This window comes from Winogradskyella sp. ABM4_392 (genome assembly GCF_056160445.1).
The window spans coordinates 58,227-74,971 of sequence record NZ_JBSWXE010000009.1 but is presented as its reverse complement, the minus strand read 5'-3'; the positions used below and the strand labels follow the sequence as shown (position 1 = coordinate 74,971).

At 31.3% G+C, this 16,745-nt stretch carries 15 protein-coding genes; all 15 read left to right on the top strand.

Annotated elements, in window-relative coordinates; all coding sequences use genetic code 11:
* Position 1 precedes the first annotated feature (1 nt).
* Positions 2-1,825: an asparagine synthase (glutamine-hydrolyzing) gene (asnB, locus tag ACXAFS_RS14800; protein WP_475307928.1), complete on the top strand. Its 1,824-nt coding sequence runs from the start codon at positions 2-4 to the stop codon at positions 1,823-1,825.
* 84 nt (positions 1,826-1,909) lie between these two features.
* Entirely contained in the window at positions 1,910-3,301 is a 1,392-nt protein-coding gene (locus ACXAFS_RS14795; protein ID WP_475307926.1) for an asparagine synthase-related protein, read from the top strand.
* A complete protein-coding gene (locus ACXAFS_RS14790; protein ID WP_475307925.1) occupies positions 3,298-4,284 on the top strand; it encodes a glycosyltransferase family 2 protein in 987 nt (328 codons plus the stop codon). Before ACXAFS_RS14795 ends, ACXAFS_RS14790 begins: the two co-directional genes overlap by 4 nt.
* A gap of 6 nt (positions 4,285-4,290) precedes the next feature.
* Positions 4,291-4,878, top strand: coding sequence for a serine acetyltransferase (locus ACXAFS_RS14785; protein WP_475307924.1), 588 nt, complete (start codon positions 4,291-4,293; stop codon positions 4,876-4,878).
* Positions 4,871-5,971 (top strand): glycosyltransferase family 4 protein, encoded by a 1,101-nt coding sequence (locus tag ACXAFS_RS14780; protein ID WP_475307923.1) that lies wholly within the window; start codon positions 4,871-4,873, stop codon positions 5,969-5,971. Before ACXAFS_RS14785 ends, ACXAFS_RS14780 begins: the two co-directional genes overlap by 8 nt.
* Entirely contained in the window at positions 5,961-6,815 is an 855-nt protein-coding gene (locus ACXAFS_RS14775; RefSeq protein WP_475307921.1) for a sulfotransferase family protein, read from the top strand. Before ACXAFS_RS14780 ends, ACXAFS_RS14775 begins: the two co-directional genes overlap by 11 nt.
* Positions 6,816-6,826: 11 nt before the next feature.
* Positions 6,827-8,254 (top strand): MBOAT family O-acyltransferase, encoded by a 1,428-nt coding sequence (locus tag ACXAFS_RS14770; protein WP_475307920.1) that lies wholly within the window; start codon positions 6,827-6,829, stop codon positions 8,252-8,254.
* 3 nt (positions 8,255-8,257) lie between these two features.
* Complete coding sequence (locus tag ACXAFS_RS14765; RefSeq protein ID WP_475307919.1) at positions 8,258-9,148, top strand: hypothetical protein; 891 nt, start codon at positions 8,258-8,260, stop codon at positions 9,146-9,148.
* A 9-nt stretch (positions 9,149-9,157) separates the two neighbouring features.
* The gene (locus ACXAFS_RS14760; protein ID WP_475307918.1) at positions 9,158-10,330 is read left to right on the top strand and encodes a glycosyltransferase family 4 protein; all 1,173 of its coding nucleotides are present in this window, start codon (positions 9,158-9,160) and stop codon (positions 10,328-10,330) included.
* Positions 10,324-11,520 (top strand): glycosyltransferase family 4 protein, encoded by a 1,197-nt coding sequence (locus ACXAFS_RS14755; RefSeq protein ID WP_475307916.1) that lies wholly within the window; start codon positions 10,324-10,326, stop codon positions 11,518-11,520. The genes ACXAFS_RS14760 and ACXAFS_RS14755 overlap by 7 nt, the downstream gene beginning before the upstream one ends.
* A 44-nt stretch (positions 11,521-11,564) precedes the next feature.
* Complete coding sequence (locus ACXAFS_RS14750; RefSeq protein ID WP_475307915.1) at positions 11,565-12,302, top strand: class I SAM-dependent methyltransferase; 738 nt, start codon at positions 11,565-11,567, stop codon at positions 12,300-12,302.
* A gap of 41 nt (positions 12,303-12,343) precedes the next feature.
* Positions 12,344-13,162, top strand: a complete 819-nt coding sequence (locus tag ACXAFS_RS14745; protein ID WP_475307914.1) for an FkbM family methyltransferase — start codon at positions 12,344-12,346, stop codon at positions 13,160-13,162.
* Positions 13,163-13,169: 7 nt separating this feature from the next.
* A complete protein-coding gene (locus tag ACXAFS_RS14740; RefSeq protein ID WP_475307912.1) occupies positions 13,170-14,495 on the top strand; it encodes a glycosyltransferase family 2 protein in 1,326 nt (441 codons plus the stop codon).
* Positions 14,495-15,598 (top strand): glycosyltransferase family 4 protein, encoded by a 1,104-nt coding sequence (locus ACXAFS_RS14735; RefSeq protein WP_475307911.1) that lies wholly within the window; start codon positions 14,495-14,497, stop codon positions 15,596-15,598. The genes ACXAFS_RS14740 and ACXAFS_RS14735 overlap by 1 nt, the downstream gene beginning before the upstream one ends.
* The gene (locus ACXAFS_RS14730) at positions 15,595-16,725 is read left to right on the top strand and encodes a glycosyltransferase (RefSeq protein WP_475307910.1); all 1,131 of its coding nucleotides are present in this window, start codon (positions 15,595-15,597) and stop codon (positions 16,723-16,725) included. The genes ACXAFS_RS14735 and ACXAFS_RS14730 overlap by 4 nt, the downstream gene beginning before the upstream one ends.
* Positions 16,726-16,745 lie beyond the last annotated feature (20 nt).

Genomic DNA, 16,745 nt, shown 5'->3' with positions numbered 1-16,745 from the left:
TATGTGTGGATTTGTAGGAGAGTTTACCTTTAACGAAGGACAGATTACCAAAAAAGATATATTTAAATCCATTTTAGATTTATCTAAGCAGAGAGGACCAGACTATTCGGATATTGTTAGTGATGCTGGTTTTCAACTTGGGTTTAATCGTTTAGCTATTTTAGATACATCTCCAAATGGCAATCAGCCAAAACAAAGTCCAAGAGGACGCTATCATGTAGTGTTTAATGGTGAAATATACAATTATAAAGATCTAGCAGAGTCCTATAAACTTACCAATTTAAAATCGAATTCAGATACTGAAGTTCTTATACATTTGCTAGATGTATTGGGAGTAAAAGAGACTATAAATGTGCTAAATGGTATGTTTTCCATTGCAATTATTGATGCAGAACAGGATTGCTTATTCCTTACTAGAGATTTTGCAGGTATTAAACCTTTGTTTTATGGTATAACTTCTGAGGGTGTTGTGATGGCATCACAATTTAACCAGGTATATACACATCCTTGGTTTTGTAAAACCTTGAGATTATTGCCTCAAATGGTGAAATCTTATTTTGGTTTTGGTTATATGCAATCTCCAAATACCATTTACGATGGTATTTTTCAGGTAAATCCTGGGGAACTAGTAGAAATTAAGAAGGATAAGTCGGTTAGTAAAACAATAATTACAGATTTTAGCAAAGAACAGTCTTATGATTACGAAGCAAAATCTAACCTTTCTAAGACTATAAAAACTGCTGTAGCCAAACAGTTGGTTAGTGATGTGCCTCTAGCAACATTTTTAAGTGGAGGTATAGATAGTCCGCTTATTAGTGCTTATGCCAAAAAAGAAATTCCATCTATTGAAGCTTTTACCTTAAAAGTTGATAATCCAAAATATAATGAGAGTGATATTGCAAAATCTTATGCAGAACATTTAGAATTAAAACAACATATCGTTGCAGTTGAAGAATCAGATTTGTTATCAGAAATTGATAATCATTTTAAAGCGTTTTCTGAACCATTTGGTGATTTTTCAAGTATTCCGACGTATGTCATTTCTAAAGAAGCCAAAAAAAAGCATACTGTAATGCTATCTGGTGATGGTGGTGATGAGTTGTTTTTTGGTTATCCTAGAATGTTGGATGTTTTACAAAAGCGTTGGTGGTTTAAGTTGCCTTATGTTATTAGAAAACCTATAGCGCAAGTAACTAATAAACTTGGGTTAACAAATACTTGGGCTCCATACTTTAAAACCTTAAATGATTTTATAATCAATAAGCATTTAAAAATTCCAGCGGATAAACTCAATAGAATTGTTCCTAAAACATCATTTTCTTCGCAGCTTAAACAGCTTTATAAATTTAACAACAACAAAAACAAGCTTTTACATCAACTACGTTTTAATGAGTTTTATGCGCATATGCAACGTGTCTTAATAAAGGTAGATCGTGCCAGTATGGCTCATAGTTTAGAAGTTAGAGTGCCTTTTTTATATAAAAGCGTTATTACTTTGGCTTGGAAACAGAAAGGTCAATTACAGAGTAAACAAGATTTAAAGAAAGATCTTAAGGTTTTGTTGGCTAATGAGGTGCCAGAATCTTTAATTAACAAAAAGAAGATGGGTTTTTCGGTACCACTAGAAGATTGGATGCACCAACATTTAAAACAAGATGTTTTAGACGTAGTATTCGAAAAACCATTTTATGGTGACGATATTATAAATGTTAAAGCAGTGAGAGATTACATCAATGATTTTTTCGATAAAAAGCATAATAATGCTTGGGGAGTATGGCATATCTATGCTTGGCAGAAGTGGTGGATTATACATGGAACAAACTAACTAAGCTTAAGTTAAATATCATTTAATATAACTTACTTTTCAATGTGCTAGACTAGTTGCATTTAGTATATTAGCGTTACTATTATGAAAGTATTAGAAACTCCAATCTTACCAACTAGACACAGCTATGCTAAAATGCAAAAGCCTCATCAAATTCACTATGAGGCAATATGTGTTTTTGCTGCTACAGGTTTTTTTTTAGATGATGATACTTATTATAAAGATGAGGTCTGTTTAAGGCCTGGATCTAAACACACTTTTGACGAAAATGATTATTTAGTTAAAAGTGAACCTTGGTTTCATTGGCACTATTCACCTAGAGATATAAACTTTCAACAAGCATTAGACGAATATGTTACTCTATTTACAGATATTACTAAAGATTTAATAGCTGATAATCCTGTTATTTTACCATTATCTGGTGGAATAGATAGTAGAAGTCAGGCGCTAGTTCTTAGTGATTTAAAAAACCCTGTACATTCTTATAGTTATTATTTTCCAGGCGGTTATCCAGAACATAAGATAAGCAAACAAATTGCTAAAGTCTGTAATTTTACCTTTGATGCCTTTAAAATTCCAAAAAGTTATTTGTGGGATAGTATAGATGATTTAGCCTTATCCAATAGATGCTTTTCTGAGTTTACGCATCCAAGGCAAATGGGAGTTTTAGAAGAGCTTAAGCAAATGAAAGGCGTTTTTTATTTAGGACATTGGGGAGATGTACTTTTTGATAGAGGAGCGCCAGAACATACAAAAGACTCAGAGTTAACAGAACTGCTCCTAAAAAAAATGCTTAAACCTGGAGGTTTAGAATTTGCCGAAGCCCTTTGGGAAGCATGGCATTTAAAAGGGGATTTTAAGTCTTACCTAATTTCTAGAATAGAATCATCACTTTCTAAAATAAAAATTGATAATGTTAGTGCCAAAGTTAGAGCTTTTAAAACCTCACAATGGGCACATCGCTGGACTACTACAAATCTGTGTGTTTTTGAAAAGGCGAATCCTATTAAGCTACCATACTATGATGATAGAATGATGGAATTTATTTGTACAATTCCTGAAGCGTTTTTAGCAGATAGAAAGTTGCAAATTGCACATATTAAACAAAACAAAAAATTAGCGCGTATTACTTGGCATGAGCAAAAGCCATTTAATCTAAATAACTATCAATACAACAAGATGCCTTATAACTTACCATATAGGATTTATAGTAAATTAAAGCGCGAATTTAATGCTATGGTTGGTAACCCATACATACAACGTAATTTTGAATTACAATTATTGGGATCAGAAAACGATGAGCAGTTACAGAGCTATTTATTTAATTCAGATTTTAATAGCTTTATACCTAAAGAACTAATAAGTAAATTTTATTCAAAATTTAAAAATACAGATACAGTGTATTATTCTACACCAATCTCAATGTTATTAACAATGTCGCTTTGGCACAAACATTTTCTCAAAGAAAAAGTATGAAGTTATCTGTTGTAATTCCTGTATATAATGGTGCTGAGTTTATTGAGAAGTCCTATAATTCTATTATTAATCAACAACTCAACGATTTTGAAATTATCTATGTAGATAATAACTCTAAGGATGATACCTCAAAAAATATCGAAGTGTTTGTGGCTAAGGACAGTCGTGTAAGATTATTGCATCAACCTAAGCAAGGAGCAGCACCAGCACGTAATATGGGAATTAAAGCCGCATTAGGTGATTATGTTTACGTTTTTGATGTTGATGATGAAATTTATCCAAATGCTCTAAATCGGTTAATCTCTATTTTAGATAAACACCCAGATGTAGTAGCAGCTTTTGGAAAAATGGTAAAATCCGATAAGGGAATTGCCGAAACACCAAAACCTACTGATGAAACAGGTGAAATTAGTATTAAAGATGCACCTTATTGGGGATTGAAGTGGTTTTCTAACTTAAAAATAGTAGTAGGTCCACCAGCATTTTTATATCGTAAAACGGTCTTTGATGCTATAGGTCTGTATAACGAATCTATTAAGAATAATGAAGATACAGCATTAGATGTAAAATTAGGTTTAACACAGCGTATAGCATTTCTTGACACTTACGTTTACTTATACTTTAAACATTCAGACTCTACGATAGAACAAACAAAACGACGTATTCCAAGAGCTTTTATGATCTGGCCACGATTGGTTAAAGAACACTTACCATTTTATTTAGAACACCCAACTCCAAAAAGGTTTAGAAGTTTATTGTTTAGTCAGTTGTTTCAATCTATGGGAAGACAATTAGTTTTTACCAAAGGTTTGTCTAATAGAAAGTCATTAAAATATCAATTATTTGAAGATTTAAAAGATGTTACCATTCCTACTGCAATAAAGCTTTTTTTATCAATATTGGTTATATTGCCATTAGAAACATTAAGGAAGGTGTATGGATATTATGTAGTACCATACATAGTAAAAAAGCATATAAAATAACTTTTATTGAAGCCACTTATTTATTTAAAACATCTCTTTAGAAAGCTATTGATTAATAAACTGTTCAATAGATATGTGTCTAATAGTGTCTTAATACAAGAGGATATAGTCCAAACGCTTAAAGTTAGAGGTAGTAAAGTACAGACTAAATCTATAAAGAAGCAGTTTGGTCACTTAATGATGTACTATCCAGATTTTGCTTTTATCTTTTTTTGGAGAATAAATAAACCAAGATATTACTGGAAGCATTTATTTGTAAAAGACATACCATGCAAAATTTTTGGAAATACTAAAATAGCTGGAGGTTTAATGTGTTATCATCCTTATGCCACAGTTATTAATGCCCAATCTATTGGTAGTAACTTTCAGTTTCGTAATAGTCTAACAATAGGAAATAAAAATAACGATAATCAACGATTGCCAATTATTGGCAATAATGTTACTGTTGGTGCAAATGCTGTCATAATTGGTGACATTACAATAGGTGATAATGTTATTATCGGAGCTGGTTCGGTAGTGGTAAAAGATGTACCACCGAATAGTGTTGTTGCGGGTAATCCAGCAAAAATTATTAGAACCTTAGAAGATGGCTAAAAAAATAAGACTGCTTTTTACCATTTCTAATTTTAATACTGCAGGTAGCGGAAAAGTTGTTTACGATTTAGTAAACGGTTTGGATAAAACTAAGTTTGATATTGAAATAGCTTGTGGTAGCAATGAAGGCTCATTTTTTCCAGTAGTAGAGTCTCTTGGTTTGCCCATACATATTTTTGAAACCAAAACAAACTATAGACCTTACCATAGTTTAATGTATAGAATTTGGAAGATTTCTAAGTTTTATAAAAACAACCAATATGATATCATACATTCCTGGCAATGGAGCAGTGATTGGACAGAAGCTATGGCAGCAAAGTTGGCTGGCGTTAAGTGGGTGTACACAAAAAAAGCTATGGGATTTAGTACAAAGCATTGGCATATTAAAAGCTACCTTGCTAATTTCATAGTGACTATAAATGATGAAATGCGTAGTTATTTTCCAAAAAAGAGGCATCAGGCTTTAATTCCCTTAGGGCTAGACACGATTTACTACAGCCCAAATCAAGTTGATGAGATTATTCCAAGAGAATCCTCTGGTTTTCATATCATTACTGTTGCAAATTTAGTGCCTGTAAAAGGTGTTGAGATATTGATTAATGCTGTTTGTAGTTTAAGTAATCCAGAGGTTAAGTTAACTATTTTGGGTGACTGTGATAATGATTATGGTATAAAAATGAAAGCGCTAACAGAATCATTAGGATTGCAAGAACAGGTACACTTCCTTGGAAAAAAGTTAGATGTAAGACCTTACTTTAAATCAGCAGATTTGTATGTAATTCCTACCTTAAATGAAGGTAGAAAAGAAGGGATGCCTATGGCACTTGTAGAGGCTATGAGTATGGCAGTTCCCGTCTTAGGATCAGATGTCACAGGAATTAATTATGTTTTAAAAGATTTTAAAGAATTATTATTTAAGCCTGCAGATGCTGAAGACCTGGCATTAAAAATTAGTCGATTTATTAAGATGGATAAGCAAGAGCGAGTTAAATTAGGAATGGATTTGCGTAACTATTGTGAAACACATTTTAATATGCATAGATTTATAACTGCTCACGAAAAATTATACGAAAAGATTATTAATGATGCGTAGATTTAATAAGCATGTCATCGTTGTGGGTAGTGCCAGGAGTGGTACTAGTTGGTTGAGCGAAACTTTAGCCCAACCTTTTCGTTATAGAATGTTATTTGAACCCGAACAAGAAACACGTACAAAGAAAGGTTATTTGTTGTGTGATAAATGGTTGAAAGACAAGAACAATTCTATTGAAGCTTATGACTATTTAAATCAACTTTTTAAAAACAGAATAGATTGTAATTGGATTGCCCAAAATAGCAACAGGAAATTAAAATTGCATTTATGGCCTTTTATACCCAAAAAGTTTATAATTAAGTTTGTACGTTTTAACCTATCAGCTAAGTACTTATATGAGACTTTTGGTATTCCTGTGGTACATATTATTAGAAACCCTTATGATGTTATTCGCTCTCAGCAACAAGTAAAGTTTCCTTGGTTGTATGACTTGTCTCATTTTTCTAAACAAGATGAATTGGTACAGCTTATTTTAAAAACATATAATTACGATATAAGAAGTATAGATCATTTAACAGAAGTTGAGCTTTTAACTTTGCGCTGGTGTATTGAAAATGTAATTCCGATTGAATTATTTAAAGCTTACTCTAAAGTAATTAAAGTTGTTAGGTACGAGGACTTAACTAAAAGTACTGAAATGTTTCATAGCCTTTGTGCAGATCTTAATTTAAAAGTTGTTGATAATTTAGAACAGTACTACAAGAGACCTTCATCAAAAACACATCCTAAAAGTTATACATATAGCAAAGAGCAGTATAATGATAAGTTTTCTGAACTTGAGCTTTCAGCTATTAGCAAAATGCTAGATATTTTTAAAACAGACCTTTATAAAAGAAGAAATTAACTTTAGTAATTATGCTGTTCAACTCTATTGATTTCTTATGTTTTTTACCAATAGTATTTGTATTATACTGGTTTGTTACTAAACGTTCACTTCAACTTCAAAATATACTCATCGTTATTGCAAGCTATGTGTTTTATGCATGGTGGGATTATAGATTTTTAATATTAATTGCATTAAGTACAGTTGTAGATTTTTTTGTGGCAAAACAGTTAGTTGTAGCAACTAACCAAAAGAAGAGAAAGGGACTGCTTTTAGCGAGTCTGGTTTTTAACTTAGGGTTGTTGGCTTTTTTTAAATATTTTAATTTTTTTATAGAAAGTTGGGTAGATGCATGGAAACTATTTGGAATAGATATACAGGTTTCTACACTCAGCATTATTTTACCTGTAGGCATATCATTTTACACATTTCAAACACTGAGTTACACCATTGATGTTTATAAAAAGAAACTAAAGCCAACATCTAGTTTTATTCAGTTTGCTGCTTTTGTGTCCTTTTTTCCTCAATTGGTAGCAGGACCAATAGAGCGTGCAACCAAATTATTGCCTCAGTTTAGTGTTCAGCGAAAGTTCAATGCAGATTTTGCAATGAGTGGTGTTTACCTCATTGTTTGGGGACTCTTTAAGAAGGTGGTGATTGCAGATAATTGTGCTTTTTTTGTAAATGAAATTTTTTCAGGCTCTGCCAGTTTTTCTTCACTTGAATTAGCTTTGGGCGCAATACTCTTTGGATTTCAAATTTATGGTGATTTCTCAGGTTATTCAGATATAGCAATTGGTGTTGCTAGGCTTTTTGGATTTTCTTTAATGACTAATTTTTCCTTCCCTTATTTTTCTAGAGATATTGCAGAGTTCTGGAGACGTTGGCATATTTCTTTATCTACATGGTTTAGAGATTATCTCTACATACCTCTTGGAGGTTCAAGAGGTCATAAGTGGAGCAAAGTGCGAAACGTCTTTATAGTATTTTTAGTCAGTGGTTTTTGGCATGGTGCCAATTGGACATTTATTGCTTGGGGAGGACTACATGCCTTATTGTTTATGCCTTTGTTGCTTTTAAATAGAAATAGAAAATATACCCAATCTACTAAAGTGTCTTATAATCAAATACCTAATATTTTAATTACATTTATACTAGTTGCCATAGCTTGGGTATTTTTTAGAGCAGATAATATTACAATAGCGCTTCAATACATTTACGATGTTTTTAGTTTTAAGCAAGGCAATGATTTTATTTTCTTTAAGACAAGTAAAATGATGCTATTTAGTGCTATTATTTTGTTCAGTATTATATTACTTTTCATATTTGAGTTTATAGCGATTCAAAAAAACAAGAAAGAAGTACAATTAAACTATGCTACAGTTGTTTTTATAGCTTTAGTTATTAGCTTTATGGGAGTGTTTAAGAATCCTGCTGAGTTTATATATTTTCAATTTTAATAAATGAAATTATTTCTAAAAAAAACAAGTGTAATACTAATGGTTTTCATAACCTTGTCAATAGTATTGTCTGCTTGTAGCCTATGGTCTTTGCGGCAATCTTCATTTTACAAGCCTTCTTTTTTGATCAATGATATAAAAGAAAAGGAGTTTGATTATATCATTTTAGGGGCTAGTACTGGATTAACAACATTAAATACTAAGACTATTGATTCTGTACTTAAAATCAATGGACTTAATTTAGCCATGGATGATACCGCTTTAGGAACGCAATATGTGATGTTGCAGCATTTTTTACAACAAGGAAAATCAGCCAAAGCAGTAATTTTAGCACCTAGTGCTTATGGTTTTGACTCTAAAAATAAGGACATAAGTGATAATGATTATCGTTTTTTGCCATATATAAATGAAAGCTATGTTTCTGATTATTTTGAAGGCTTTTCCAGTCACAGTTCTAAAATAATTCACTATTCCGAATATATACCTATGTTCGGCGTTTCGTATTACAATGTAGAGATATTATACCCTTCATTAATGGCTTTGGTAAAACCCAAAAAAAGAAATCGTTTTGATGAAAGAGGTAATTATACATATCCTAACACACAAGTTGAACCAAAACAAATTCAAAATTTTGAATCTATTACTATAGGATTCAAGAATACGTATTTTAAAAAAATAAAAGCTTTGTGCGAGTCGCACAATATTAGATTGATTTGTTATTTTTCTCCAATGAAAGCGAAAAAGGTAAAAACTACTGTTAAAGATCTTACCATTATTAATCATAGTGATTTATTGAAGAATGAAGCTTTATTTTATGATGATATACATGTAAATAGTAATGGAAGGTATGTTACTAGCCTAGCATTTGCCAAGGATTTTCAAGAAAGTTTTTAAAGTAAGTTAATGAAGCACAAACCCAAAATAGCCATATACTCAGGTGATGTACCTAGTACCACTTTTATAGAACGGTTAATTGATGGTTTGTCTCAAGATGCATGTAAAGTCTATGTGTTTGGTTTTTTAAAATCTAAAAAACGCTACAGTGGAGATGTTACTGTATTTGCATATAAGAATACCAAACTCTACAAATTCTTTTATTTAATTAAGTATACCATATTACTTACTTTGTTTAAGTATAAAGACAAAAAAAAGCTTGATGGTATTTTAAAGACCCAGTCAAAAAATGTATTACTAGATAGAGTGAAAACCTATCCTGTCTTATGGCACAAACCAGATATTTTTCATTTGCAATGGGTAAAAGGATTAGATAATTGGATGTGGGTACAAGATTTTGGAATTAAATTGGTGGTAAGCCTACGTGGTGCACATATAAATTATTCTCCTTTAGCTAATAAACATTTGGCTAAGATGTACCGAGAAAATTTCCCTAAAGTAGATGGTTTTCATGCAGTGTCTAAAGCTATTGCCAATGAGGCTGAAAGGTATAATGCTTCTAATAATAAGATAAAGGTAGTATATAGCGGCTTGTCTCCAAAAGGTAATGAGCCACTACCAAGAATACCTAATAAGACATTTCAAATTATATCCATTGGACGAGCACACTGGAAAAAAGGATACACTTTTGCTTTAGATGCATGTAAAGCCTTAAAGGATAATAATTTTAAATTTAAATATACCATTGTTGGTGCTTCAAACTCAATAGAATGCCAATATCATATATATGATTTAGGGTTGTCTGAAGAAGTAGATTTAGTTAATAAGTTACCCTATGATGAGGTGCAGAGTCTTATGCAACAGTCAGATTTGTTATTGCTACCAAGTGTTGAAGAAGGAATTGCTAATGTTGTATTAGAGGCTATGATTAATGGCACACTAGTTTTAACAACAGATTGTGGTGGTATGGAAGAAGTAATTAAGGATGGTATTAATGGTTTTGTTACAAAAGTGAGAGATGTAGAGACCATGGTTAATAAGATTAAAATAATTGCTGGTTTATCTCAAAAAGAGATTGATAGTATAAAGCGTAATGCATTAGACTCTATAAAAGAAAATCATACGCAGCAGCATATGGTTAAGGATATGCAAGTGTTATATCAAAATGTATTGCAATGTTAGCAGATAAAAAAAAGGCAATTACTATTGGTTTAGTACTATCTACAGTACCCAAATATTCTGAAACTTTTTTTAGGAATAAAATAAAAGGGTTGCAAAAAAATGGTTTTAAAGTAGTACTCTTTGTAGATTATAAAAATGAGAATGATGAGGATTATGGTTGCAAAGTTGTATCAGGCTACAATTTCAATCAAGGAAAGCTACTAACAATTTGGTATAGTCTTTTGGTAATTATTAAATCGCTATTTGTTCACCCTACTAAAAGCTTAAGATTTTTTCATCAAAATAGTAAAGATGGTATTCCCTTTTTTAAAAGCATAAGACAGGTTATAATTAATCAATTTTTTTTCACAGAGCATGTAGATTGGTTACATTTTGGTTTTGGAATGCTCGCTGTACAACGCGAAAATGTTGCAACAGCAATAAATGCTAAAATGGCTGTAAGTTTTAGGGGCTTTGACCTGTATTTATCTCCATTAAAACATCCTGGTTGTTATAATATCTTGTTTAAGAAAGACGTAAAATACCATGTATTATCTCAAGAAATGAAAAGCGACTTAATGCAAGAAAATATAAATTCAGACAATGTTGAAGTAATAACTCCTGCTATAGATACAGATTTTTTTCAAATTCATAGAGAGCCAGAAGCAAAAAAGGAAACTAGATTAGTAACTGTGGCGAGATTACATTGGAAAAAAGGTTTGGAATATACATTACAAGCATTAGCTATTCTCAAAGAAAAGGGATTAGATTTTCATTATACAATTATTGGTGATGGAGAGGAGAAAGAACGTTTGGTTTATACTGCACATCAACTAGGAATAATAGATAATATTACATTTGCAGGAAAGTTAACTCAGGAAGCATTGAGAGAAGAAGTATTAAATAATTCTATTTATTTACAGTATAGTATACAAGAAGGATTTTGTAATTCGGTATTAGAAGCTCAAGCTTTAGGTCTTATGTGTATAGTGTCTAATGCCGAAGGTTTAAGCGAAAATGTATTAAATGAGAAGACAGGTTGGGTGGTAACAAAAAGAAAACCTAAATTATTAGCTGAAAAAATACTATATGTTATAGATTTATCAGACGAAAAAAAACGAAGCATAAAACAAAACGCAATATATAGAGTTAAGATTGATTTTAATCTGCAAAAGCAGCAAAAAGAATTTGTTGATTTTTATAGTAGTTGATAATTAATTTTACTTTAATAGTGCGTTAATTTTATTGAATAATAATGACAAAATATGAATTTTTCCGTTGGTTAACGTTTCCTATAATGACAACTCATTTGGTAACTGTTCGTCAGGATATAAAACGGTTATTAAAGCAAAGTAAATTTAAGTCTAAACAGGTTTCTGTTTTAGATGTTGGCGGTAGAAACTCGCCATATACCATATGCTTACCAGCAGAAATAACTCTTTTAGACGTACCACAAGAAGAAGGTACGAGAGAGGAATTAAATCTTGGATTTACATCAGACATACTTAATAATATTAGGAAGAGAAGAAGCAATATTAAGGATGTGGTTATACAAGATATGACTAAGTCCACTTTGCCAGACGCTTCCTATGATGCTGTAGTATCTATTGAAGTGATTGAGCATGTGCTAGAAGACGAAAAGTTTGTAGAAAATATAGCTAAAGTTATTCGTGAAGGAGGTTGGGCTTATTTTACAACACCAAATGGCGATTACATTAAAAATGAAGGACCAGGCAGTAATCCAGACCATGTAAGGCATTATACAAGACAAGAATTAGAAAATCTGTTAAAAAAATATTTTAAAGATGTTGATGTACACTATGCTGTTAAAACAGGAAAGCATAGAGTCAGAGGGTTAAAGAGTTTTAAGCTAAGTAATCCAATAGGCATTATAAAAACCATAGCCTCTAATATAATTAACCGAATAGAATCTAAAGGCGTTGAGAACACCTCTCAAAAAACAGCGCACTTAATTGCTATAGGGTATAAGTAGTAGAATTTAGTAAATAAAGTAGCCAAACCAATTAGCTGTATATGTTAGTATATCTTTATAAAAAAATACCGAAGCCTTTGCGTAACCGTATAGGCAAATCTAAAAGCTTAAAGTGGTTAAGAGATTTTATTTTGCGTAAAGATGGAGTGTACAAAGAGCGAAAAGTAAGAATCAAAAGAGCATATTTAGACTATAATGTTGATTTTAAGTTTGTAGCCTCTATAAAAGAAGCTTCTAATGCTTTAGTAAAAGGTATTGAGAATACCATGTTGTGTAATTCTATTACACTACTAAGAAAGCGAAGAGAAAATTTAGATGATATTACAATATTAGATGTAGGTGCTAATTTTGGGTACCTAAGTTTGGTGTGGTCGCAAACAGTATGTAAAAGAGGTAAGGTAATTGCTTTTGAACCAAGTATAGATGTGTTTAAATCCCTTAGTAAGTCAGTAGAAGTAAACAATGTTGGTAATATTGTAGAATTAGTCAATGTGGCTGTAGGAAATGAAAATAAATCAGTACAACTTTTCTTAAATGACTCTACATCAAATGTGATTCCCGAAAACGAAAATCAGCAAAGTGACACTGTACAAATGATACGCATAGATGATTATATCAATGAAAATGATCTTAAATGTGATTTAATAAAAATTGATGTAGATGGAATTGAATATGATATTCTAAAAGGTAGTATTCATACATTAAAAAAGTATAACCCTATATATATCGTTGAGACCAATAATGATATAAGAATCATTGATTTTTTTAGAGAAAATAATTATACAGTTCTTGATGAGAAATTAAATCCTTATTCAGAAGACAAAAAGCTACCACCTAACGTTTACTGTGTTTTAAATTAATTTAAAAATGTTATTTACTTTTTTAAAATATTTGCAACCCACACATTATTTTCAACTTTATAAAAAGGATAATTATTCAGTTTTTCCAAGAGCAGAAGCTTTGCCAGATGAGGTTATAAAGCATTTAGAAGTAGATAGTGAATTTAAATCATCACTTGCCAGAGACTATGACTTATCTTGGCAAGCTATTAATAAAGGTTATATTGGGTCAGTTGAAACATATAATAATTTTAATGAGATTCCATTAGAAGATAATTATCACTTTATTAGAAAATATTTCAATCAGGCATGGGTTTATTATGTGTTTTTATTAAGACTCTTGTTATTATGTAACCCTTTTAAAGAGATAAAAGCATTCTTGAGTACAAAACATATTAAGAGGGTATCTATTGGCGACGATATTATTCAATATCCTAATTATGCAAAATATAAGGCTCCATTAATAGCACAGAATCTTAAAGTAAGTGTGGTTATACCAACATTAAACCGATATAATCATTTGGCAAATATTCTTAATGATTTAGAAGCTCAAGATTATAAAAACTTTGAGGTTATAATTGTAGATCAGTCAGAGCCTTTTGATGCTTCCTTTTATGATGATTACCAACTAGATATTAATTTAGTGAGACAAAAGGAGAAGGCATTATGGTTGGCTAGAAACACAGCTATAAAATGCGCAAAAGGTGAATTTATTGCATTATCAGAAGATGACGTACGTATAGAACCAGATTGGATAAGCTCTCATTTAAAGTGTTTAGATTTTTTTAATGCTAAAGTCTCTGCTGGTGTGTTTTACCCAGAAGGTCAACAAATACCTAAAGAACGATCGTATTTTTCTGTAGCAACTCAATTCGCTACAGGTAATGCACTACTGTACAAAGATGTTTTTTCAGCTGTTGGATTATTTGATAGGCAGTTTGAGAAGCAACGTATGGGTGATGGGGAATTTGGAACTCGAGTTTATTTAGAAGGCATTAAAAGTGTATCTAATCCTTTTGCATCTTGCATAGACGTTAAAGCTAATTCTGGAGGATTAAGAGAAATGGGAAGTTGGGACGCCTTTAGACCTTCTAACTTTTTTGCTGCTAGACCAATACCAAGTGTTTTATATTACTACAGACGATATTTTGGAAAGAAGGCATCAAAATATGCTCTCTTACGTACTATTCCAATCTCAATTTTTCCTTATCAATTCAAAAAAAATAAATTATTAAATGTTTTAGGACTCGTTTTAACCATTATAATTCTACCATTGGTTTTTTACCAAGTACTTAAATCTTGGAGTCTTGCTAGTAAAAAAATTAAGGAAGGACCATTAATAGAATCACCTTGATGACTGGTAAACAAAAAAAGATACTAATAGTAACATCAGAATTTCCGCCACAACCTGGTGGTATAGGTAATCATGCCTATAATCTAGCATACAACATATCAATGCAAGGCTATGATGTTAGTGTTATTGCAGATCAACGTTCTTTAACAGGTGATGATGAGATTGAATTTGATAAAGGTTTACCGTTCAAAGTTATAAGGATAAAGCGTTATTCATTTAGAATAAGAATGTACATTAACCGTATAGTTTCCACTTACAGAATGATGAAAAATATTTCTTTTGTAATTGCAACAGGAAAGTTTTCGTTATGGAATGTAGGTTTGATTTCTAAATTTTCAAAAGTAAAAACCATTGCAGTTATTCATGGTACCGAAGTCAATTTTAAGCCCTTTTTATTGCGCAAATCTGTCAATATTGCTTTAAAACAGTTTGATGAGGTTGTTGCAGTTTCAAACTATACTAAAGAATTGATAAGTTCATTAAGTATAGGTGTACATATAATACCTAATGGAATAGATATAAAAGATTGGGAGGTAGAAAGTACTAATTCCAAACCTCTTAAAGGAAATCCTGTTTTAATAACGGTTGGAAGAGTAAGTTCTAGAAAAGGACAGCTCAATGTTATTAAGCATTTGCCAAAACTCACAAATGAGTTTCCGGAATTGCACTATCATTGTATTGGCATACCTACTGAGGCAGATGAGTTTCTCAAAAAGGCTGAAAAATTAAATGTAGATAACTATGTTACCTTCCATGGAAGTCTAGATAATGAACAATTAAAGCAAGCATTGAGTGGTGCAGATATTTTTGTGATGCTAAGCTCTGAGAGTCCTACAGGTGATGTAGAAGGCTTTGGTATAGCAATATTAGAAGCAAATACCTTAGGAATACCAGCTATAGGTTCTAAAGGATGTGGTATTGAAGATGCTATAGATCAAAACTCTTCAGGGATTTTAGTAGATCATAAGGATTCATTACAGTTTTTGCAAAGTGTAAAGCATATTCTAGAGAATAAGAACATTTTTTATAAAGGTGCAGTAAGTTGGTCAAAACAACATGACTGGTCGTATATAATTAAAGATTACATAAAGTTATTAGAATGAAAACTCTAACCATAATATCACATACAGAGCATTATAGAGATGGTAATGGGCATATAGTTGGTTTGGGTTCTACTGTAACTGAAATTAATAATTTGGTTAATAATTTTGATCATATTATCCATGTAGCGATGTTGCATGACGCTGTTCCACCATCCAGCAGTTTACCATACACTTCTAATAAAATTACATTCATTGCGCTTCCTGCAGTTGGAGGAAAACGATTAAAAGATAAATTTAATATAATACTAAGTGCACCTAAAGTAATTAACATTATAAGACAATCTATAAAGAAAGCAGATGTATTTCAATTTAGAGCACCAACAGGAATAGGTGTTTTTGTAATACCTTATTTAATTTTATTTAGCTCTAAAAAAGGTTGGTTTAAATATGCAGGTAACTGGAAACAAAAAAATCCACCAGTATCTTATGCTTTTCAAAGATGGTTACTAAAAAATCAAAAAAGAATTGTAACCATTAATGGTGCTTGGCAAAATCAACCAAAGCAATGTCTAACGTTTGAAAATCCTTGTATTACAGAATCTGAGTTAATAAGAGGTGAAGAAATAATATCCACAAAAACTAAAGACGATAAATTAGAGTTTTGCTTTGTTGGTAGATTAGAGAAAGAAAAAGGTTTGGATTTAATTATAGATTCTTTTATAAGTTTACCGCAAACAGCAAAGCATAAAGTGAGAATTGTTCATATTGTTGGTGATGGTAAGCAAAGAGAATATTATACTAAAAAAGCTAAAGAAACAGGTTTAGAGTTTAAGTTTTATGGATTTTTATCACGTAAGGAAGTACAAGAGGTTTACGTTAGGTCTCATAGCATAATTTTGCCATCAGCTTCTGAAGGATTTCCAAAGGTTATTGCAGAAGCGATGAATTTTGGGTGTATACCTATTGTATCTAACATATCTTCAATTGATAACTATATTCTAGATAATAAAAATGGTTTTCTTTTAGATGTAATATCTGTTGAAAGTATTGTGAAATCAATACACAATATCATAGATTTATCAAGTGAAGAGTTCCATCAAATGATAAATTATAATAGAGGAGATTTATCGAAATTCACTTATAGCCATTACAACAAAAGAATATTTAGCGATATAATAGAAGTGTAAAAAGTAAGAATTTACTTTTT